Origin of the sequence: Microbacterium sp. NPDC091676 (genome assembly GCF_044756645.1) — a bacterium.
Taxonomy (GTDB): Bacteria; Actinomycetota; Actinomycetes; order Actinomycetales; family Microbacteriaceae; genus Microbacterium; species Microbacterium paraoxydans_D.
Genome location: NZ_JBIVTI010000001.1, coordinates 2,291,841 through 2,311,894 on the forward strand (window position 1 = coordinate 2,291,841; position 20,054 = coordinate 2,311,894).

Sequence of the window (20,054 nt, forward strand, 5' to 3'; positions counted from 1 at the left end):
GCGCACCCCCGATCCATCCCCTCCTTCCCTGCGAGCCCCTTCCTTCATGGCCACCACCCTCACCACGGGCCGTCCGTGGCGCGTCATCCTCGCGTTCTCGATCCCGCTCCTGCTCGGCAACGTCGTGCAGCAGCTCTATCAGTTCGCCGACGCGATCGTCGTCGGACGCCACCTCGGCGTCCAGTCCCTCGCCGCCGTCGGCGCGACGGGCAGCCTGCTCTTCCTGCTCCTCGGCTTCGCCTGGGGCCTGACGAGCGGCTTCGCCATCCCCATCGCCCAGGCCTTCGGCGCGCGCGACGACGCCGCCGTGCGCCGCTCGGTCGCGACGGGTGTGCTCCTCAGCGGCATCACGAGCGTGGTCCTCACGGTGGTCGCCCCGCTCATCGCCGGGCCGATCCTGGCGCTGCTGCAGACGCCGCCCGAGCTCATGGCCGAGGCGACGGTGTTCACGCAGATCAGCTTCCTCGGCGCGGGCGCGACGATGTTCTTCAACTACCTCTCCGCCATCATCCGCGCCATCGGCGACTCGAAGACCCCGCTGGTGTTCCTCACGGTCTCCTGCGCGCTCAACGTCGGGCTCGTCGTGCTCATGGTCGGTCCGCTGGAGTGGGGTGTCGGGGGTGCCGCGCTCGCCACCGTGGTCGCGCAGGCCGTCTCCGTGATCCTGTGCCTGGAGTTCGTGCGCCGGCGGCTGCCCATGCTGCACCTGCGTCGTTCGGACTGGCGCATCTCCCGCACGGACATCGCCGACCACCTGCGCCTCGGCCTCCCCATGGGCTTCCAGGCCTCGATCATCGCGATCGGGACCCTCACGGTGCAGGTCGCCCTCAACACGCTCGGCGCCGACGCGGTGGCGGCCTACACGACGGCATCCCGGGTCGACAGCCTGGCGGTCGCCCTGCTCTCCTCGCTCGGGCTCGCCGTGTCGATGTACGCGGCGCAGAACCACGGCGGTCGCCGCCCCGACCGCATCCGGCGCGGTGTGGTCGAGGCCACCTGGATGGCGGTCGCCGCGGCGATCGTCCTGGGCGGCCTGCTCATCGCGTTCGGCGCGCCGATGGTCCGGCTGTTCGTCGGCGACGGCTCGGACGACGTCGTCGACATGGCGCACCGCATGCTCATCATCAACGGCTGCGGCTACTGGGCGCTCGGCATGCTCTTCGTGCTCCGCGGCGCGCTCCAGGGGCTCGGTCACACGCTGGTCCCGACGGTCACCGGCGTGATCGAGCTCGTGATGCGCGTCGTCGCCGCGGTGGTCCTCGGCGCGATGATCGGGTTCGACGGCGTGGCCCTCAGCAACCCGCTCGCCTGGGTGGGCGCGATCGTGCTCCTCGTGCCGGCGTACGTCAAGGCGCATCGCGCGCTCGCGAGGCAGCCGGTGGCCCCGGCCGAGGCCACCGAGACCTCCGCGATCGCGATCGTCGGCCCCACCGACGGCTCGATGGTGGTCGACGCGGTCGTCACCCGCCCGGTCCGCGTCGTGCGGCCGCGCCGACTGCGGTGGCCGGTCCGGCGCTGATCCGCGGATATCCACCGGAAGGATGACCCGGATCGGACTTGAGACGGATGGCCTTCCGGAGAGACACTTCTAGTGTCGAAGGTGCGGAGGGGTTCCGCCGGACGGGGGGTCGTCATGACGACATTGGGAGTGGCCAGAGATCTGGCCGCCATTCTGGTACCGATCGGATACGTGGGTGCGGCGCTGGCCGCGGTCTGCGCGATCGTGGCCGCGATCGCGATCATCCGCGGAGCCGGGGGGCTCGCGGGCGGCGCGGTCGGACTGTGGATCGTGTGCGCGCTGATGAGCTTCACCGCGAGCTTCGCGAACCAGTGGCTGCCGCTGATCGCGGCGGGCGCGTCGCTCGTGGGCATGCTCGTGATCGGCGGGATCGTGCGCGCGATGCTCACGGCCGGCGGGTTCGAGTCGCGACGCCGGGCCGCGCGCGTGAAGCCGGCGCCGGCGACCACGACGACGGCCACGCTCAAGACCGGCTCGCCCGCGACGCCCACGGCGCCGGTCGCCGTCGTCTCCTAGCGCTCAGCGGTAGTCGCGGTCGCGGTGCTGCCGCGCCTCGTCGCCCGCGGCCACGCGGGCGCTCTCGCGTGCCCGCAGCTCGACGCGGCGGATCTTCCCGGAGATCGTCTTCGGCAGCTCGGGCACGAACTCGATGATCCGCACCCACAGGTGCGAGGACAGCCGTTCGTGCGCGTAGCCGAACACGGCGCGCGCGGCGGCGGCCTCGTCCGCGCCCGCGTCCGGCGTCAGGCACACGTACGCCTTCGGCACCGCGAGGCGCGTGGGGTCGGGGCTGGGGATGACGGCCGCTTCGACGACGAGGTCGTGCTCCAGCAGCACGGACTCGAGCTCGAACGGCGAGATCTTGTAGTCGGAGGCCTTGAACACGTCGTCGGAGCGTCCGATGTAGGTCAGGTAGCCGTCGGCGTCGCGCACGGCGATGTCCCCGGTGTGGTGGAAGCCCCCGGCCCGCGACTCCGCGGTCTTCTCCGGATCGTCGTAGTACCCCGCCATGAGGCCGAGGGGCGGCTGCGCGAGGTCGAGCGCGATCTCGCCCTCGTCCTCCACGACCTCGCCCGTCGACGGGTCGAGCAGCACGACCGGGTAGCCGGGCAGCGGACGGCCCATCGACCCCACCTTGACGGTCTGCCCGGGGGAGTTGCCGATGCAGGCGGTCATCTCGGTCTGGCCGAAGCCGTCGCGGATGGTGCCGCCCCACGCCTCGCGCACCCGGTCGATGACCTCGGGGTTCAGCGGTTCGCCGGCGCCGACGAGCTCCCGCGGAGGGTGCGCGAGCCGCGAGAGGTCGGCTTGGAGGAGCATGCGCCAGACCGTGGGCGGGGCGCAGAACGTCGAGACGTGGTGGGTGTCCATGACCTCCATGAGCGTGTTCGCGTCGAAGCGGTCGTAGTTGTAGACGAACACCGTCGCCTCGGCCAGGAACGGCGAGTAGAAGCTCGACCAGGCGTGCTTGGCCCACCCGGGGGAGGAGATGTTGAGGTGCACGTCGTCCGGGCGCACGCCGAGCCACCACATCGTGGAGAGGTGGCCGACGGGGTAGGAGACGTGGGTGTGCTGCACGAGCTTCGGGCGGTTCGTCGTGCCGGACGTGAAGTACAGCAGGGCCGTGTCGCCGGCGGGTGTCGGCCCGTCCGGGACGAAGGGCTCCGTGGTGGCGGTGGCGTCGGCGAACCGCTTCCACTCCCCAGGCAGTGACGCCCCCACGCCGATGCGCAGCACGTCGGGGGCGATCCCTTCGAGGCGGTCGGCCAGGGCGCCGAGGGTGACGACGGCGCCGGCGCGGCCGTGCTCGATGCGGTAGGCGAGGTCGGAGGCCGACAGCAGCGTCGAGGTCGGGATCGACACCGCGCCCAGCTTCGTGATCGCGAGCATCACCTCCCACAGCTCGATCGTGTTGTTGAGCATGACGATCACGTGGTCGCCGCGGCCGATGCCGAGGCTGCGCAACCAGGCGGCGACCTGGTCGGAGCGGGCGGACAGCTCGCCGTACGTCCAGGAGCGGAGGCTGAGGTCGGCCTCGACGATCTGCACGGCCGGACGGTCGGGGTTCTCGCCGGCGATGACGTCGAACCACTCGAGCGCGAAGTTGAATTCGGCGAGGTTCGGCCAGGCGAACTCGCGGCGCGCGGCGTCGTAGTCCGTGGCGTGCGTGAAGAGGAGGTCCCTCATCCCGCGGATCGCTTCGGTGGCGGGGGTGGCACGACGGCTCATGGTGCTCCTTTGCAACGGCGTCCCTCCATCCTGCCCCCTCGTTCAGCGGGGGAGGAAACCCGTGCCGTCGCGGAGCTCGAACACGAGCTGGGTCTCGGTGCCGCGGACCACAGGGTGGACGGTGATGTGCTCGAGCACGATGTCGCGCAGAGCGGTCGCGTCCTGGACGGCCACGTGCACGAGGAAGTCGTCGACGCCGGCGACGTGGAACACCTGGAGCACCCGGGGGATCGCGACGAGCGCGTCGAAGAGCGCCGTGACCTTGGGTCCGGTGTGATGCGCGAGGCGGACCTTGATGATCGCCTGCAGCGGGTAGCCGAGCGCGGAGCCGTCGAGGCGGACGCGCGTGTCGCGGATGACTCCCCGCTCGCGCAGTCCGCGGATCCGGTGGGCGCAGGTGGACTCCGCGAGTCCGAGGCGGTGGGCCAGAGCCTTGTTGGTGACGGCCGCGTCGCGACTCAGGGCCGCGAGCAGCTCCAGATCGATCTCGTCGAGTTGCGCTTTCGCCAACGTGCCCTCCTTGATGCGACCGGATGTTGCAGAGAATAGCGGGGATCCTCGACTTCATGACGTGTTCTGTCGATGATCTGCGAAAACGTCGCGATTCGGCCAGCGTGGGGGGATGACTGCACCGCTGCATCCCGACACCGTCGCCGTTCACAGCGGCCGTGCCGACCTCGAGGCACTCGGGGTCCACGCCCTGCCGATCGACCTCTCCACGACGAATCCGCTGCCCGACGTCGAGCGCGGCGGCGACTCGTACGAGGCGATGGCCACCGGGGGGCGGCCGCCGCAGGACGGCAGCATGGTCTACGCCCGCCTCTGGAACCCGACGGTCGCGCGCTTCGAGGACGCCCTCGCCGAGCTCGAGCACGCCGAGGCCGCCGTCGCCTTCGGTTCCGGGATGGCGGCCATGACCGCCGTGATCCTCGCGCACACCGGTGCCACGGGGGCGCGGCACGTCGTCGCGGTGCGTCCGCTCTACGGAGGGACCGACCACCTGCTGGGGTCGGGCCTGCTCGGCGTGGAGGCGACGTACTGCCGTCCCGACGAGGTCGCCGCCGCACGGCGTGCCGACACCGGACTCGTCGTCGTGGAGACGCCGGCGAACCCGACCCTCGAGGTCGCGGACATCGCCGAGGTCGTGCGGCAGGCGGGGAGCGTGCCGGTGGTGGTCGACAACACGTTCGCGACCCCCGTGCTGCAGAACCCGATCGACCACGGCGCGGCGATGTCGTTGCACAGCGCCACCAAATACCTCGGCGGCCACGGTGATGTCATCGCCGGCGTCGTCGCCTGTGACGAGAGGACCGCGGAGGCGCTGCGTCGCGTGCGTGCGGTGACCGGGGGGCTCCTGCACCCGCTCGGCGCGTACCTGCTGCACCGCGGTCTCACGACCCTGCCGGTCCGCGTGCGGCACCAGCAGGAGAGTGCTCGTCGCATCGTGCAGTGGCTGGTCGATCGGCCCGAGGTCGCCGAGGTCTTCTATCCCGGGCTCGACGGGGATCCGCGCGGCATCCTGGAACGGCAGCTCCGCGGGCCGGGGGCGATGATCGCCCTGCGGGTGCGCGGCGGCTATGCAGCGGCCGCGGCGGTGGCCGGGGCGACCCGCCTCTTCACGCACGCCGTGTCGCTGGGAGGCGTCGACTCGCTCATCCAGCACCCCGCCGCGCTCACGCACCGCCCGGTCCCCGCGGAGGCGCGTCCCGCCGCCGACGTCCTGCGTCTGTCCGTCGGCCTCGAGAACGTCGACGATCTCCTCGCCGACCTCGCGAACGCCTTCGCCACTCTCGCGGACCCACCCCCTTCCGTGCCTCCCACCCCGGAAAGTGCGTCACATATGCGGGTGGCTCGCACATAGGGGGCCGGGTCGGCGATTGTGTGAGAGTGACAAGAAACTGAGTACCGCCTGAGGTGGGACTTGGTACCTCGCGGCAAAACCGGGGGGTCCCGGAGAGGGCGGGCCTACAGTCGCGGGTGGCAACGACGCCACTGACCTCGGGAGTCCTCAATGACGAGTGAAAAGACCCACGCGCACGGCCTCGGCATGCGCATCGCCGTGATCGTCCTCAGCCTTCTGCTGGCGGCGATGGTGCTGTTGTTCTTCGCCACGATGAGCAAGGTGTCCGCGGGCGCCTCGGAGCTCGCGGAAGGCACGACCACCGCGCAGGGGGGATCCTCGGACCTCGCCTCGGGCGCTGCCGACCTCGCCGCGGGAGCCGACGAGCTGGCCGCGGGCACGCAGGATCTCGCGGCAGGCACCGCGACGGCGCAGCAGGGATCGGTGAAGCTCAGTGACGGGGCGACCACAGCCGCCGCAGGTGCCACCACGCTCGCCGAGGGCGCGGGCACCCTCGCCGCGGGAGCCGCCACCGCCCTCGACGGTGCGGGACGGGTGAGTGGCGGAGCGCAGACGGCGCTCGCCGGATCGCAGGAGCTCGCGGCGAAGATGGCGGCGGCGGACGCCGGGGCCCGGCAGCTCGTCGACGGCGCGAGCACTCTCGCCGCGGGGGTCGCCGGCGCCCACCAGTATGCGAACGGCGTGCTCGAGGGCGCGACCACTCTGAGCACCACGCTGCGCGCCGGAGTGAGCGCCGATGTGCAGAAGCTCGCCCATCCGGAGACGAAGGCCCTGCTGACGGGCGTCGCCACGACCGCTCCGGGCAATGCGCGGACCCTCGCCGCCGGTCTGCAGGGCCTCCTCGCCGCGAACCCTGCCGATGTGCAGCTCCAGCAGCTCGCGGCGCTCGCCGCCGGCGTCGAGAAGCAGGTCGGAGCGCTGGCGGCCCCCGCCGCGGCTGCTCCTGATCTCGCGCAGGGGCTCATCGGCGCCGCCGACGGCTCCGCTCGCGTCACGGCCGGCGTCGGAGCGCTCATCGACGGCGATCCCTCGAAGGGCTGGCCGGGGACCGTGGCGCTGGTCTCCCCGCAGGGCGCTCCCGCCCTGGCCGCCGGAGCGCAGACGCTGCAGGACGGCACCTCCCGGCTCGCGGCGGGTGCGGCGGATCTGGCGTCCGGGCTGCAGACCCTCTCGACCGGAGCATCGTCGCTGTACTCCGGCACCGCGGAGCTGAGCGCCGGCGCGGCGCGGCTCGACGAGGGCGCCGGGTCTCTGGCGACGGGTGTCGGCGCGCTGCAGTCGGGCGCCGGCGACCTCCGGTCCGGGATGAGCGAACTCCGCACCGGCGCCGACGCGGTCGCCGAGGGCTCGGGCACCCTCGCGGCCGGGAGCGCGAAGCTCGACGCGGGCGCCGCGGACCTCGCGGCCGGCAACGGACGCATCGCCGACGGCTCCGGCACCCTCGCGACGGCCACGGCGGGCGCCGCACCGTCCCTGCTCCCGTGGATCCTCGGGATCGGCCTCGTCGGCCTGATTGCGGTCGGCTTCTGGATCGGCCACCGCGTCACCCACCGGCGCGCGGTCCTCGGCCTCGCCTGACCGTCGACCCACCCCCTTCCGCGCGACCCACCCCCGTAAGTGACGCACTTTCGGGGGTGGGTCGACCGCAAGGGGGTGGGTCGGCGAATGAGGGTCAGCGCTTCGGGAGCGGGATCGTGCCGGTGGCGATGCGCTCGGTGGGCATGCGGTCCCGGTCGTAGGTGATCTCGTCGTAGCCGTGCGGGGTGGGCAGGCCGTCCTCGCCGATGCTGACGAACACGATCTCGTCGATGGTGAGGATGCGCTTGCGGGTGATCATGTTGCGCGCGACGGCCCGCATGGTGAGCGACGTGGTGCCGAAACGGGTGGCCTGCAGCCCGATCTCGATGAGGTCGCCCTGCACCGCCGACGCCTCGAACGTGATCGCGGAGATGTGCCGGGTGACGACACGGTAGTTGCCGAGTTGCACGATCGCGTAGATCGCGGCCTCCTCGTCGATCCACTTCAGCAGGCTTCCGCCGAACAGCGTGCCGTTCGCGTTGAGGTCTTCCGGGCGCACCCACTTGCGGGTGCGGAAGTTCAGGCCGTCCTCGGACTGCCATGCGGGTGCTTTCTGTTTCGCCATGCCCCGAGGTTAGGCGGGTCGTGCGTCGGCGGTGTTACGTCGCGTTTTCCGGCGGGTGCACCCGCCGCCGCTCACAGCGGATCTGCTCCGGGCGGATTCGCTCCCGCCAGCGCCGGGGGAGCCGGAGGCTGGGGACATGAGCGAAGACAACCCCCTCCCGCAGTTCGGCCCCGAGGCCCGGCGCGCCCTGTTCCACGAGCGGGTGCTCGTCCTCGACGGCGCCCTCGACGACGACAACGGCACCCTCCTGATGACGCAGCTCCTCGGCCTCTCCGCCGAGGATCCGGCGGCCGACATCGCCCTCTGGATCCACTCGCCCGGCGGGTCCGTGCCGTCGATGCTGGCGATCCGCGACCTCATGCACCTCATCCCGAACGACGTCTCCACCCTCGCCCTCGGCCTCGCCTGCAGCGCGGGGCAGTTCCTGCTCTCCGCGGGGACGAAGGGCAAGCGGCGCGCTCTCCCGCACGCCCGGATCCTCATGCACCAGGGCTCGGCGGGGATCGGCGGCTCGGCGGTGGAGATCGAGGCGCAGGCCGACGACCTCCGGCACATGCGCGACACGGTCCTCGGCCTCATCGCCGACGACACCGGTCAGCCCGTCGCCCGGATCTTCGAGGACTCCCTGCACGACCGCTGGTACACGGCGGCCGAGGCGCAGGACTACGGGTTCGTCGACGAGATCGTGCGGTCGACGGCGGAGATCATGCCGCGCCGTCGTGCGCGGGTGGGGCTGGGGGCGGAGGCATGAGCAGTTACACGATCCCGAACGTCATCGCCCAGCATCCGCGGGGTGAGCGGGTCATGGACGTGTACTCGCATCTGCTCGCCGAGCGCGTCATCTATCTCGGCACCGGCATCGACGCGGGGGTGGCCAACGCCCTCATCGCGCAGCTCCTGCACCTCGACGCGGACAGCCCGGAGACCGGTGTGCAGTTCTACATCAACAGCGAGGGTGGGGATCCCGGTGCCGCGCTGGCGATCTACGACACCATGCAGCACATCCGCCCGCGGATCGCGACGACCTGCGTCGGGCAGGCCATCGGCCCGGCGGCGCTCCTCGTCGCGGCGGGAGCGCCGGGGGAGCGGGCGGCCCTCGCCCACGCGCGCATCGTGCTGCATCAGCCGGCCGGCCAGTCGCGCGGAGCCATCCCGGACCTCATCCTCGCGGCCGACGAGGTCGTGCGGGTGCGCGCGGACATGGAGACGATCCTGGGGCGGCACACCGGCCGCTCCCTCACGGAGCTCCGCGCCGACACCGACCGGGACCGGGTCTTCACCGCCGCCGCCGCCCTCGACTACGGCCTCATCGACACCGTGCTCGGTCCCCGTGATCCGGAGGCACGATGAGGTGACGGGTGCACGACGGAGCCCCGGGGTCCGTCGTGCACCCGGACCCCGGTCGTGCAGGTGAGGCGGGTCAGGCGGCCAGGGCGAAGGCGCCGCGGGAGGCCGACACCGCCGCCGCGGCGGGGGTGGCCTGACGAAGCTCCTCGGCGACCGCGCTCGTGAGCTCCACGAGAGTGGCATCCAGGGCCCCGGCGATCGCGGCGATCATCTCGCTGGACGGCTCCTTCCGACCGCGCTCGACCTCGGAGAGGTACTGCGGCGAGACCCCGGCCTTCTCCGCGGTCTCGCTGAGCGTCTCCCCGCGGTCATGACGCCGCCGCCGGAGCTGATCCCCGAGCAGGTCGCGCCACAGCGGCTCGGGGCCGTCCGACGGCGGGCGGACGGGACGCGGGGCACGGGGGAACGGGACGATGTCGGCCATGCCTCACGATAGGCCGCCGCCCGCCGGGTGATCGACACGTTCTGCTCAGAGCAGAACGCGGCTCAGAGCGCCGCCGTGACGCCGGGCAGCAGCACCCCCAGGATGTCCTGCAGCCGCTGTCGATCCTCCGCGGACAGCGGGTCGAGGATGAGTTCGCGGATCTGGGCGACGTGGACGGGCGCGGCCGCCCGGAGCATCTCCCGGCCGGCCGGGGTCAGCGTCGCGGACAGGGTGCGCTTGTCCGTGCGGCAGGACGTCCGCTCCACCCAGCCGCGCGCCTCGAGGGAGTCCAGTGCGTGGCTCAGACGCGACCGGCTGAGCCCGGCGATGCGCGCGAGCTCGGTCATGGTGATGGCGTCCTCACCCTGGCCGGCCAGCGTGACGAGGATCGCGTAGCGGGCGTGGTTCAGGCCCACCTCGTCCTTCAGCGCCCGGTCGAGGACCTGGGGCAGCAGCTGGACGAACCGGATGATCGGCAGCCACGTCGCGAGCTCGTCGTCGTCGAGTCGCCGCAGGGGCCGCGTCTCGCTCATGTCGTGCTCCTCGGAGGTCACGCCGCGGTGAGGTCGATCGTGTGGTCGGTGTGGTCGCGCTTCGCCTGGAGGTAGCGCGAGTTCGCCTCGGACAGGTGTACCTCGGTGCGGACCCGTGCGGTGACGTGGATGCCGAGCCCGTCGAGCTGCGCGGCCTTGTCGGGATTGTTGCTGAGCAGCCGGATGCGGTCCACGCCCAGCGCGCGCAGCATCTGCGCGGCGACGGTGTAGTCCCGCTCGTCCTCGCCGCGCCCGAGGGCTACGTTCGCCTCGTAGGTGTCCAGGCCCGCGTCCTGCAGGGCGTACGCGTCGAGCTTGGCGTAGAGGCCGATGCCACGGCCCTCCTGCCGCAGGTAGAGGAGGAAGCCCCCCTCGGCGGCGATCCGCTCGACGGCCTCCCGCAGCTGCGGTCCGCAGTCGCAGCGCTCGGAGCCGAACACGTCTCCCGTGAGGCACTCGCTGTGCGGACGGACGAGCGGGGCATCCCCGCCGTCGGCGGAGCGGGCGAGGGCCGCCTGCCAGTCGCCGAGCCCGAGCAGCAGGTGCTCGCGTCCGTCCACGAGGCCGTCGAAGGTCACCACGTCGGCCGTCGTGGCGAACCCGTCTGCGAAGCGCAGAGGCACCCGCACGCGGGTCCGCTCCGTGGCGACCGTTGAAGTTTCAATCATGTGGGGGGAAACACCGGGGACGCCTGGCTATTCCCGGGCAGCGAGGACCGTGTCCGTCCGTGACGGCGACGGACGCGCCGCGACCCGCACTCGGTAGCCTCGCACCATGAGTCACTTCGTCTCCGCGACCGAACTGCACGACCTCCTCGAGAACGGCGCCCCGATCCGGGTCGTCGACGTGCGCTGGCGCCTCGACCGCCCCGAGGCGGGCCCCGGCGACTACCGCTCGGGTCACATCCCCGGCGCGGTGTTCGCGTCGTTGGATCAGGAGCTCTCCACACCCGGAGCGCCCACCGAGGGGCGGCATCCGCTCCCGTCGACGGAGACCCTGCAGGCGGCGGCCCGGCGTTGGGGCGTGCGGCAGGGCGACACCGTCGTGGCCTACGACGACACCAAGGGGCTCGCGGCGGCTCGGGCGTGGTGGCTGCTGCGGCAGGCCGGGGTCGACGTCCGGGTGCTCGACGGCGGGCTGCGGGCCTGGACCGCGGCCGGATACGAGCTGGCGACCGACGACGTCGTGCCGGAGACCGGCGACGTCGTCCTCGCAGATCCGGGCCAGGACGCTCTCTCGATCGACGAGGCGGCGGCGTTCCCGGAGACCGGGGTCCTGCTCGACGTGCGCGCCCCCGAGCGCTACCGCGGCGAGACCGAACCGCTCGACCCCATCGCCGGACACATCCCCGGTGCCCGGAACCTCCCCACCACGCGGCACCTCGACGAGAGCGGGCACCTCCGCGACCGCGACTCGGTGCGGGCGACGCTCGCGGAGGTCGGGATCACCGCGGAGACGCCGGTCGCGGCCTACTGCGGATCCGGCATCACGGCGGCGCACACGGCTCTGGTCCTGCACGAGGTGGGCATCCCGGCGAAGGTCTTCCCCGGCTCCTGGAGCCAGTGGTCGAACACGCCGGGGCGGCCGGTCGCGACGGGCGATCAGCCGGGCTGATCACCCTCGCGAGGACCGTACCCCCAGCGCAGGCCGAGGGCGCCGGGACCGAACGCCCGGCGCACCTGATGCACCGACGTGCCCCGAGGCCGGGGGAGCGCGGTGACGACGGTGCCCCCGGCGGTCTCGACGAGTTCGTCGCACCAGTCGGGGACGGCGTCGGGGTGGAAGCGCGTCCACACGAGCAGCTCCCGCGCCTGGCGGGACAGGGCGTGCCCGGTCTCCCGATCCGAGGGATGGCCGGGCTCGTACTGCACTGACCACTCGACCACCGCGGTGTCCGGGGCCGCGAGGGGCACGTCGAGCTCGATCAGCGCACCGTGCGCCTCGCCGTTCGGGTGGGAGTAGCGGGCCGTGACCCGTCCGCCCGCCACGGCCGTCAGGAGCGGCGGAGGTCCGGGGACGCCGGGCGTGAGGTCGAGGACGGGGATGGCCGTGATGACCCCGGTGGTGGACTGCACGATGCTGCGGGTGAGGCACGAGGACACCTCGCCGTCGGCGTCCACGTCCGTGACCGAGTGGACGGTGAGCTCCCGCGACGTGTCCGGATAGGTGGCGCCGAGGGCGGCGTAGACCTCACGCACCGCCCGCTCCATGTCGACCTGCTCCAGCGGGAACCCCTGGGGGCCCAGCGGCCCCGTGCGGTGCGGGCGCAGGAGGCGGCTCAGCGCCCCGGCATCGAGGCAGAGCAGGTCCTCGATGTCGGCGAGGGCGGCGAGCGACTGGGGTCCTTCCGGGCGGCGGGCTCCGGACCGCCAATAGCTCAGCGTGGCCATGGAGACGCGGTTGCCCCGGTCGCGGAGCTGCCGCTGCAACCACGACAGCGTCACGGGTCTCGCGTTGATCGCGTCGCGCAGTGCCGCGGCGAACGCGTCCGGCGTCGCCCCTCTTTTCTCGCCGTCCCCAAAACCCATCACAGCCCCCACCCGGTATGTGAAGAACACATCTCTAGAGTGAGCATACGACCGCACGCGCACACCTCAGGGGACCAGGTGGGCACGTGGGTCACGGGGCTGCGATGTCGCGGGGAGGGTGCCCGACCCTGCGGCAGTGGCCCGACGCAGTGATGCCCCCCTTGCTGCGTATGTCGTGAAGCCCGGCAATCGATCTGGGGAGATCCGCCGGGCTTCACGAGCATCCCCGGGCGCTTCCGGCTCCTGGCCCCGCGTAGACTGGTGGGGAAACCCCGGAGGATCTGGCCGTCATGTCTGCCCCTGCTCGCGCGTTCACCATGCGCCACGTGCAATTGCTGCGCGCGCTGTTCGCCGCCGTCGCCGCCCTGATGATCACCTTCTCCTCGGATCACTCCGCGGCGGTCGGTCTCGCCGTCTTCAGCGGTTTCGCGCTGGTGACCGCCCTCGTGCACATCCTCGCCGCGTGGCTCGTCCTCCCGGCCGGGTCGCGCTGGTCGGCGATCCTCCTCGCCGTCGTGAGCGCGATCGCCGGTATGGCCGGCGGCGTGCCGGCCTGGCGCACGGACGACATGTTCTTCATCGTGCTCATCGCCTGGGGCGTGCTCAGCGGCGGCCTCGAGCTGCTCGCCGGGATCCGTGCCCGCCGTGTCGGAGGTGCGCTCGCCACCGACGCGATCACCGTCGGAGCACTGGGTCTGCTCCTCGCGGTCGTCCTGCTGTTGATCCCCTCGGGCTTCGTCCAGGAGTACACGATCGAGAAGGCGGGCACGTTCGAGCTGTCCGGCATCATCCTCGGCGTGGGGATGTTCGGAGGGTATGCGGCCATCGTCGCCGTCTTCCTCGGCATCGCCGGCCTCACCCCGAAGCGCGCGGACGCCGATGACGTCGCTGCCGCCCCCGAGAACGATGCGGCTCCTGTGGAGCACGGAGGAGAGCGATGAGCGACGACAAGCCCACCCGGCGGGACATCCTGCGGCCGCTCCACCTGCTCGGCATCGCGCTCGGCTGCGGCGTGTTCGCCCTGGTGGTCACACTCGTCTCCACCGGCGCCTTCACCCTCCGCGTGAACACCGCCATCGCGAACGGCACCTATGAGGGCCTCACCCCCGTGGCGCTGAGCCTCGTCGTGGGCGGCGGCGCCTTCATCGCGACCCTCCTGATCCTCGCGATGCTCATGCTCGCCGTCGATCCCGCCGACGTCACCAAGACCGTCGACCGCCCCGTGCTGTACGACGCGGAGGACGAGGGCGCGGGCGACGGCACAGCCGACGAGCCGGGACGCCCCGCATCGTCGTGACGCGGACACCAGGCGGAATATCGGTGAGGTCGTTCCGCTTGTCCCTGAGGTGACTGCCTCCGTCGACCGCGCCTCCATCGGACTCCGGTCGGAGCGGGGACCCATCCTCGGCGCGCTCATGCTCGCCACCGGCCTCATCGCCATCGACGCGACGATCCTCGCCACCGCGGTGCCGAGCATCGTGCGCGACCTCGGCAGCTACCAGCAGTTCCCGTGGCTGTTCTCGGTGTACCTCCTGGCGCAGGCCGTGAGTGTGCCCATCTACTCGCGGTTCGCGGACACGGTCGGCCGCAAGCCGATCATCCTGCTCGGCATCGCCCTGTTCCTGCTCGGATCCATCCTCTGCGGCATCGCCTGGAGCATGCCGGCGCTGATCGCGTTCCGCATCATCCAGGGCCTCGGTGCGGGGGCGGTAGCCCCGATGGCGATGACGATCGTCGGCGACATCTACACGGTCGCCGAACGCGCCAAGGTGCAGGGGTACGTCGCGAGCGTCTGGGCCATCTCGTCGGTGGTCGGCCCGGCGCTCGGCGGCATCTTCGCCCAGCTCGACGCCTGGCGGTGGATCTTCTGGATCAACGTGCCCCTGTGTCTGATCGCCGGATGGATGCTGCTGCGCACCTACAAGGAGCAGAAGCAGACCCGGCGGCACAGCATCGACTACGGGGGAGCGGTGCTGCTCACCGTCGGGCTCACGGCGCTCATCCTCGGCATGCTGGAGGGCGGGAACGCCTGGGCGTGGCTGTCCGTGCCGAGTGCCCTCTGCTTCGGGATCGGGGCGGTCGCGCTGGTGGCCTTCGGGGTCGTCGAGCGTCGGGTGGCGGAGCCGATCGTCGATCTGCGCCTCGTGACCCGTCGGCTCATCCTCACGACCACGATCGTCTCGCTCGGCATCGGAGCGCTCATGCTCGGCGTGACCAGCTTCGCCCCGGCCTACCTCGAGGGGTCCATCGGCATCGCCCCCCTGTTGTCGGGTCTCGCGGTGGCCGCCCTGACCCTCGGCTGGCCGCTCGCCGCTGCGAACGCCGGACGGCTGTACCTGCGCATCGGCTTCCGCCGCACCACGCTCATCGGCATGAGTATCACGACCGTCGCCGCCATCGCGCTCGCCGCCGTCGCCTCCTGGCCCAACCCGTTCGTCGTCGCGGGCATCGCTTTCCTCCTCGGCTTCGGCCTCGGGTGGAGTGCCGCCCCGACCCTCATCGCCGCACAGGCCTCGGTCGGCTGGGGCGAGCGGGGAGCGGTGACCGGGATGAACGCCTTCGCGCGGTCAGCGGGAAGCGCCGTGGGCGTGGCGGTGTTCGGGGCGATCTCGAACGCGGTCATCGCGCAGGGCGCGGGACCGGACGACCCCGACACGATCGTCCACGCCTCGGTGTGGGTGTTCGTCGCGGTCGCGGTGACCGCGGTTCTCACCCTCCTGGCGGCGTCGTTCATGCCGAAGGACAGGGTCGAGGAGCACTCCGGGGAGTCGGGCTCCTAGCTCCTGCCGGCTTCAGCGGGCGAGGCGCTCCGCGATGCCGGTGTAGGTCGCGGGGGTCAGCGCGAGCAGCCGCTGCTTGGCGGCGTCGCCGATCTCCAGGTCCTGCACGAACGCGGCGAGGTCGGCGGCACCGACCCGGTGACCGCGGGTGAGCTCCTTGAGGAGCGCGTACGGGTCGGTGATCGTGGAGCGGCCGGCCACGACCTCGGCACGGATGACGGTCTGGATCGCCTCGGCGAGCACCTCCCAGTTCACGTCGAGGTCGGCGAGCAGCACGTCGCGCGACAGGGAGATCGCGTTCAGGCCGCGGCGCAGGTTGTCGAGCGCGAGCAGCGAGTGCCCGAACGCGACGCCGATGTTGCGCTGCGTCGTGGAGTCGGTGAGGTCGCGCTGCAGACGGCTGGTGACGAGCGTCTGACCCAGCGAGGCGAGCAGGGCGCCCGAGATCTCGAGGTTGGCCTCGGCGTTCTCGAAGCGGATCGGGTTGATCTTGTGCGGCATCGTCGAGGAGCCGGTGGCCCCGGCGACCGGGATCTGCGCGAAGTAGCCGAGCGAGATGTAGGTCCAGATGTCGGTGGCGAGGTTGTGCAGGATGCCGCCGGCGTGACGCACCCGGTCGTACAGCTCCACCTGCCAGTCGTGCGACTCGATCTGCGTCGTCAGGGGGTTGAAGCCGAGACCCAGCCCCTCGATGTACTCGCGGGCGATGGTCGGCCAGTCCGCATCGGGGTCGGCTGCGAGGTGGGCGGACCAGGTGCCGGTCGCCCCGGAGAACTTCGCGAGGTACTCGGAGCCGGCGATCTGCGCACGCACGCGCTCCAGGCGCCAGGCGAAGACCGCGAGCTCCTTGCCCATCGTGGAGGGCGTGGCGGGCTGGCCGTGCGTGCGCGAGAGCATCGCGGCGTCGGCGTGCTCGACCGCGAGCTCGCGCAGCTTCGCGATCACGGTGTCGAGGGCCGGGAGCCAGACCTCCTCGACCGCGCGCTTGACGGTGAGGGCGTAGGACGCGGAGTTGATGTCCTCGCTCGTCGCCGCGAAGTGCGTGAGCTCGGCGATGTGGTCGAGGCCCAGTGTCGAGAGCCGGTCGCGCACGAGGTACTCGATCGCCTTCACGTCGTGCTGCGTGACGGCCTCCTTCTCGGCGAGCCAGTCGATCTCGGCCTGCCCGAAGTCGCGGTACAGCGCGCGCAGGCGCTCCTTGTCGCCGTCCGACAGCGGACTCGTCTCGAACAGCGAGCGGTCGGTGAGGGCGATCAGCCACTCCACCTCCACCTCGACCCTGGCGCGGTTGAGTCCGGCCTCGGAGAGGAAGTCCGCGAGCCCGGTGACGGCGGCGCGGTAGCGGCCGTCGAGGGGGCTGAGGGGCTGGGGCGGGAGCGAAGGCTGGAAAGTCAGGGGAGTCCTCCTGATCAGGCCCCGAAGGCTCGGGGCGTGCGGGGCAGGCGCAGGGCGGGTTCGAGCTGGCGGAACAAGCCGCGAGTCGCCGTCTCGATCATACCGAGCACCGAATCGAACATCTCCGGGCCCGCGTAGTACGGGTCGGGGACGTCGTGCGTCGAGGCATCGGGATCGAACGCGAGGAGGAGGGTCACCTTGCCGTCCTCGTCCTCGTCCCTGGCCCATTCGCGGAGGATGCGCTCATGCGTGCGGTCCAGGGCCACCACGAGGTCGTTCTCGGCGAAGGAGGCGGCGGTGAACTGGCGGGCGCGGTGCAGGGAGCCGTCGTATCCGCGGCGGGCGAGGGCGTCGATGGTGCGATGGTCGGCGCGCTCTCCGAGGTGCCAGTCCCCGGTGCCCGCGCTGCGCGAGACGATCTGAGAGCCGAGGCCCTGCCGTTCCGCGAGGTCTCGGAACACGACCTCCGCCATGGGGGAGCGGCAGATGTTGCCCGTGCAGACGAAGATCACGCGGAAGGGATCTCGGGCTGTCACGGATCCATTCTGCCGGTCGATGCCGTTCCTGCACAGCGGGACCGGTTCGCGGAGCGCCGCGACCTCCTGCACCGTCGCGTGCCGGAACCGGCTGTCCACCGGTCGTGGCCGTCCGCGGGGCCCTGGCGCCGCCGGGCGCGGCCCGGCGGAAGGCTGGCTCCATGTCGCCCTTCGTCCTCACCGCCCTCTCTCCCGGCGTCGATCCTGCGCTGCGGGCCGGAGTGCTGTCCGAGCTGGACGGCGCTCTCGCGGGGCTCGATGACCTGGCTTCGGCTCTGACCGCGCTGCGTGACGCGTGCGCCTGGGAGTCCGAAGGCGTCGAGGCCCTGCGGTGGGCCCTCTGGCGGCTGTCGGACGACACGGCGACCGTGCGCAGGATGCTGCAGGGATGTCGCGCGGAGGTCGAGGGCGCATGAGCGGGCTCAGCATCGATCACGGCGGCGCGATCGCGGTGGATACGACGCAGCTCCGCGAGCTCGCGGCGCGGGTGCGGGGTGTCGTGCCGGTCTGCGCGGAGGTGGAGGGATCGGTAGGGCGGGTCGAGGCGCTGCTCGGCTCGGCGGCGTGGACCCCGCTGGCCTCCGCGGCCTGGTCCCTCCGCTCCGCCGTGAGGGCGCTGGAGACGCTGACGGCCCGCGTCCAGGAGACGGCCGCCGATCTCGACCTCATGGCGGAGGTGTACGAGGTGGTGGAACTGCGAGCCCAGAGGGAGGCGCTGTCGCACACCGACGCGATGGCGGCCGCCGCGGTGGAGGCGCGGCTGCGACAGCTCCTCGCCGCCGACGAGCGCCTGGCCCCGCTCGCCGACTCGCAGGAGCGGGCCGCGGATGAGCGGCGCTTCCGGGGCTTGGGCGATCAGTTCGACGTCGGAGGGCTGCTCCCGCCGATGTTCCTGGGCGGCGCCGTCGTCGGCGTGACGTCGGGGCTGGGGCGCGTGCGGCCCGGGATGGTGCTCGGCGCGTCGGCGGATCCGGTGCGCGTCTCCGCGGCCTCCCACTCGCGTCCGGCCGGGGCGCCGAGCGGGCTGGCGAGCGCCTTCCGTCGCATGCCGTCCGCCGGCGGCGCGCAGGTGGCGATCGAGAAGTACACGGTTCCGGGTGAGTCCCCGCGCTACGTCGCCTACGTCTCGGGAAGCCGTTCGATGTCGCTCCGGGAAGGCGGGGGTGTCGAGGCCTGGGACATGAAGTCGAACATCGAGCTCTACACCGGGGGCCGGTCCGCGTCGTATCAGGCGACCCTCGACGCGCTGGCCGCGGCCGGTGCGAGGCCGGGCGATCGGGTGGACGTCGTCGCCCACTCGCAGGGTGGCATGATCGCGGCGCACCTGGCGATCGAGAGCGCGTTCACGGTGACGACCCAGATCACCGCCGGGAGCCCGGTCGAGCCGACGCTGTCCGCCGACCAGACGCTCGTGCAGCTCCGGCACACCGACGACGTGGTGTCCGCGCTCGCCGCAGGAGGGGCGAGGGAGGGCACGGGGTCCGCCGACAGCTTCACCGCCAGTCGAGTGGGTGACCCCGACCCCGGAGGCCAGGACCTCGCGCTCGAGACGCATGCGCTGGAGAGCTACATCGAGACCGCGGCGATGGTGGATACCTCCACCGACCCGCGGGCGGTGGCTCTCGAGGCCTATTGGGCGGACCTCGATCGCGCCGTCACCGTCGAACGCACCGAGTACCGCGCGGAGCGTGTGCTCCCCGATCCGTGAGCCGTACGGGTCAGTCGCGGCGGGAGCGCTTGTTCTGCGGGCGCAGGATGAAGCCGAAGAGGCCGTTGATGATCGAGATGATCAGGGCGGCGAGAACGCCCCACCAGAACGACTCGACCGACAGGCCCCACCCGAAGCTGCTGGTGATCCAGGCGGTCAGCCAGAGCAGGAAGCCGTTGATGAGGAAGCCGATGAGGCCGAACGTGAGGATGTACAGCGGGAAGGCGACGATCTTCACGACCGTGCCGATGATGGTGTTCACCAGCGCGAAGAGGGCTCCGACCGCGAGCAGCGTCAGGACGAGCTGGAGCGTCTCGCCCGGCGGGAAGGCGCGCACCGTGACCTGGAGCACGGGGATGAGCGTGACGACCCAGATGGCGAACGCGTTGACGACGACCCGGATGATAAAGCGCATGATGCGTTCAGTCTCCCACGCGGGGCTCGCGGTGTCAGCCGCGGTCGTCCACGGGGCGGATGTGGGCCGCGAGGGCCTGGGTGATCTCGCCGAGATCCATCCGGCTCTGCGCGACATCGATCACGAACTCGAAGGCTTCGTCGTTCGTGAAGGTGACGTCGTAGCCGTTCAGCCGGATGAAGATGAAGGTGAGATAGAGCGCCGTGCGCTTGTTCCCGTCGAACAGTGCGTGATTCTGGGCGACGGAGCTCATCAGGGCGGCCGCCTTCTCCGCGAACGTCGGATACGCATCGACGCCGAACATCCCGGCGGCAGGGCGCGCCAGAGCGGAGAAGAGCAGTCCCTCGTCGCGCACATGCAGGCCGAGCTTCGCGATCAGCGCGAGGGCCTGCTCGGGCTCGATGTACTCGGTGGCCATCGATCAGGCGTCTTCGAGGCGCGTGATGGCGTCGCCGTAGCGTTCGGTCACCTCGTCCGCGAGCGCCAGAACTCGGTCGGTCTTGGACTCGCTGTCCGCGAACCGGGTGGCCGCCTCGATGATCACGGCGTGCTTGGAGACGTGCCGGGCGCGCGCGATGTCTTCGAGCCGCGCATCGAGTTCCGCAGGGAGTCGCACCGTCATAGCCATACCAGAAT

Annotated in this window: 24 protein-coding genes; 12 read left to right on the plus strand and 12 right to left on the minus strand. The window is 71.7% G+C overall.

What is annotated here, in order from left to right; translation table 11 throughout:
* Window positions 1–46 precede the first annotated feature (46 nt).
* A complete protein-coding gene (locus ACIQID_RS11160) occupies window positions 47–1,519 on the plus strand; it encodes an MATE family efflux transporter (protein WP_312674545.1) in 1,473 nt (490 codons plus the stop codon).
* Between the two features lie 114 nt (window positions 1,520–1,633).
* A complete protein-coding gene (locus tag ACIQID_RS11165; RefSeq protein ID WP_400284864.1) occupies window positions 1,634–2,035 on the plus strand; it encodes a hypothetical protein in 402 nt (133 codons plus the stop codon).
* Window positions 2,036–2,038: 3 nt separating this feature from the next.
* Here the strand turns inward: ACIQID_RS11165 and ACIQID_RS11170 are convergent, their stop codons facing one another.
* Window positions 2,039–3,748, minus strand: coding sequence for an AMP-binding protein (locus ACIQID_RS11170; protein WP_400284867.1), 1,710 nt, complete (start codon window positions 3,746–3,748; stop codon window positions 2,039–2,041).
* 42 nt (window positions 3,749–3,790) lie between these two features.
* Window positions 3,791–4,258 (minus strand): Lrp/AsnC family transcriptional regulator, encoded by a 468-nt coding sequence (locus tag ACIQID_RS11175; RefSeq protein ID WP_025102769.1) that lies wholly within the window; start codon window positions 4,256–4,258, stop codon window positions 3,791–3,793.
* A 112-nt stretch (window positions 4,259–4,370) separates the two neighbouring features.
* On the opposite strand from ACIQID_RS11175, the gene ACIQID_RS11180 reads away from it, so the two are divergent.
* Window positions 4,371–5,609 (plus strand): trans-sulfuration enzyme family protein, encoded by a 1,239-nt coding sequence (locus ACIQID_RS11180; protein ID WP_400284871.1) that lies wholly within the window; start codon window positions 4,371–4,373, stop codon window positions 5,607–5,609.
* Between the two features lie 150 nt (window positions 5,610–5,759).
* On the plus strand, window positions 5,760–7,187 hold the full coding sequence (locus tag ACIQID_RS11185) for a hypothetical protein (RefSeq protein ID WP_400284874.1): 1,428 nt from the start codon (window positions 5,760–5,762) through the stop codon (window positions 7,185–7,187).
* A gap of 94 nt (window positions 7,188–7,281) precedes the next feature.
* Here the strand turns inward: ACIQID_RS11185 and ACIQID_RS11190 are convergent, their stop codons facing one another.
* Entirely contained in the window at window positions 7,282–7,752 is a 471-nt protein-coding gene (locus ACIQID_RS11190; RefSeq protein ID WP_081811533.1) for an acyl-CoA thioesterase, read from the minus strand.
* A gap of 136 nt (window positions 7,753–7,888) precedes the next feature.
* Between ACIQID_RS11190 and ACIQID_RS11195 the strand changes: the two genes are divergently transcribed.
* Complete coding sequence (locus tag ACIQID_RS11195) at window positions 7,889–8,503, plus strand: ATP-dependent Clp protease proteolytic subunit (protein ID WP_312674551.1); 615 nt, start codon at window positions 7,889–7,891, stop codon at window positions 8,501–8,503.
* Entirely contained in the window at window positions 8,500–9,102 is a 603-nt protein-coding gene (locus ACIQID_RS11200; RefSeq protein ID WP_312674552.1) for an ATP-dependent Clp protease proteolytic subunit, read from the plus strand. Before ACIQID_RS11195 ends, ACIQID_RS11200 begins: the two co-directional genes overlap by 4 nt.
* Before the next feature lie 70 nt (window positions 9,103–9,172).
* Here the strand turns inward: ACIQID_RS11200 and ACIQID_RS11205 are convergent, their stop codons facing one another.
* The 3 genes from ACIQID_RS11205 to ribA all read right to left on the minus strand — a co-directional run bounded on the left by ACIQID_RS11205 (window position 9,173) and on the right by ribA (window position 10,724).
* The gene (locus ACIQID_RS11205; protein WP_400284879.1) at window positions 9,173–9,523 is read right to left on the minus strand and encodes a helix-turn-helix domain-containing protein; all 351 of its coding nucleotides are present in this window, start codon (window positions 9,521–9,523) and stop codon (window positions 9,173–9,175) included.
* Between the two features lie 62 nt (window positions 9,524–9,585).
* Entirely contained in the window at window positions 9,586–10,056 is a 471-nt protein-coding gene (locus tag ACIQID_RS11210; protein ID WP_312674554.1) for a MarR family transcriptional regulator, read from the minus strand.
* 17 nt (window positions 10,057–10,073) lie between these two features.
* Window positions 10,074–10,724 carry a GTP cyclohydrolase II gene (gene ribA, locus ACIQID_RS11215; protein ID WP_400284883.1) on the minus strand — a complete coding sequence of 217 codons (651 nt, stop codon included), beginning with the start codon at window positions 10,722–10,724 and terminating at the stop codon, window positions 10,074–10,076.
* 106 nt (window positions 10,725–10,830) lie between these two features.
* On the opposite strand from ribA, the gene ACIQID_RS11220 reads away from it, so the two are divergent.
* The gene (locus ACIQID_RS11220; protein ID WP_400284886.1) at window positions 10,831–11,670 is read left to right on the plus strand and encodes a sulfurtransferase; all 840 of its coding nucleotides are present in this window, start codon (window positions 10,831–10,833) and stop codon (window positions 11,668–11,670) included.
* Here the strand turns inward: ACIQID_RS11220 and ACIQID_RS11225 are convergent.
* A complete protein-coding gene (locus ACIQID_RS11225) occupies window positions 11,658–12,584 on the minus strand; it encodes a hypothetical protein (RefSeq protein ID WP_312674557.1) in 927 nt (308 codons plus the stop codon). The two genes, ACIQID_RS11220 and ACIQID_RS11225, sit on opposite strands and share 13 nt — an antisense overlap.
* 290 nt (window positions 12,585–12,874) lie before the next feature.
* On the opposite strand from ACIQID_RS11225, the gene ACIQID_RS11230 reads away from it, so the two are divergent.
* Genes ACIQID_RS11230 through ACIQID_RS11240 form a run of 3 tightly spaced genes read left to right on the plus strand, consistent with a single transcriptional unit; the run spans window position 12,875 to window position 15,364 of the window.
* Window positions 12,875–13,525 (plus strand): acyl-CoA synthetase, encoded by a 651-nt coding sequence (locus tag ACIQID_RS11230; RefSeq protein ID WP_312674558.1) that lies wholly within the window; start codon window positions 12,875–12,877, stop codon window positions 13,523–13,525.
* The gene (locus tag ACIQID_RS11235; RefSeq protein WP_400284890.1) at window positions 13,522–13,881 is read left to right on the plus strand and encodes a hypothetical protein; all 360 of its coding nucleotides are present in this window, start codon (window positions 13,522–13,524) and stop codon (window positions 13,879–13,881) included. Before ACIQID_RS11230 ends, ACIQID_RS11235 begins: the two co-directional genes overlap by 4 nt.
* Before the next feature lie 49 nt (window positions 13,882–13,930).
* On the plus strand, window positions 13,931–15,364 hold the full coding sequence (locus ACIQID_RS11240; protein ID WP_400284893.1) for an MFS transporter: 1,434 nt from the start codon (window positions 13,931–13,933) through the stop codon (window positions 15,362–15,364).
* 12 nt (window positions 15,365–15,376) lie between these two features.
* Here ACIQID_RS11240 and purB read toward each other — a convergent pair whose 3' ends face one another.
* A complete protein-coding gene (gene purB / locus ACIQID_RS11245; RefSeq protein ID WP_331201800.1) occupies window positions 15,377–16,759 on the minus strand; it encodes an adenylosuccinate lyase in 1,383 nt (460 codons plus the stop codon).
* 14 nt (window positions 16,760–16,773) lie between these two features.
* Window positions 16,774–17,232 (minus strand): low molecular weight protein-tyrosine-phosphatase, encoded by a 459-nt coding sequence (locus ACIQID_RS11250; RefSeq protein ID WP_396654660.1) that lies wholly within the window; start codon window positions 17,230–17,232, stop codon window positions 16,774–16,776.
* 224 nt (window positions 17,233–17,456) lie between these two features.
* Here ACIQID_RS11250 and ACIQID_RS11255 point away from each other — a divergent pair, with 224 nt between their 5' ends.
* Together ACIQID_RS11255 and ACIQID_RS11260 are read left to right on the plus strand one after the other, a co-directional pair.
* On the plus strand, window positions 17,457–17,711 hold the full coding sequence (locus ACIQID_RS11255) for a hypothetical protein (protein WP_400284896.1): 255 nt from the start codon (window positions 17,457–17,459) through the stop codon (window positions 17,709–17,711).
* On the plus strand, window positions 17,708–19,003 hold the full coding sequence (locus tag ACIQID_RS11260) for a hypothetical protein (RefSeq protein WP_400284899.1): 1,296 nt from the start codon (window positions 17,708–17,710) through the stop codon (window positions 19,001–19,003). The genes ACIQID_RS11255 and ACIQID_RS11260 overlap by 4 nt, the downstream gene beginning before the upstream one ends.
* Before the next feature lie 10 nt (window positions 19,004–19,013).
* Here the strand turns inward: ACIQID_RS11260 and ACIQID_RS11265 are convergent, their stop codons facing one another.
* The 3 genes from ACIQID_RS11265 to ACIQID_RS11275 are packed head-to-tail and all read right to left on the minus strand — an operon-like array spanning window position 19,014 to window position 20,046.
* On the minus strand, window positions 19,014–19,418 hold the full coding sequence (locus ACIQID_RS11265) for a phage holin family protein (RefSeq protein WP_312674569.1): 405 nt from the start codon (window positions 19,416–19,418) through the stop codon (window positions 19,014–19,016).
* Window positions 19,419–19,452: 34 nt separating this feature from the next.
* Window positions 19,453–19,836, minus strand: a complete 384-nt coding sequence (locus ACIQID_RS11270) for a type II toxin-antitoxin system death-on-curing family toxin (protein WP_312674571.1) — start codon at window positions 19,834–19,836, stop codon at window positions 19,453–19,455.
* Window positions 19,837–19,839: 3 nt separating this feature from the next.
* Window positions 19,840–20,046, minus strand: a complete 207-nt coding sequence (locus ACIQID_RS11275; protein ID WP_312674573.1) for a ribbon-helix-helix protein, CopG family — start codon at window positions 20,044–20,046, stop codon at window positions 19,840–19,842.
* Between the last annotated feature and the right edge of the window lie 8 nt (window positions 20,047–20,054).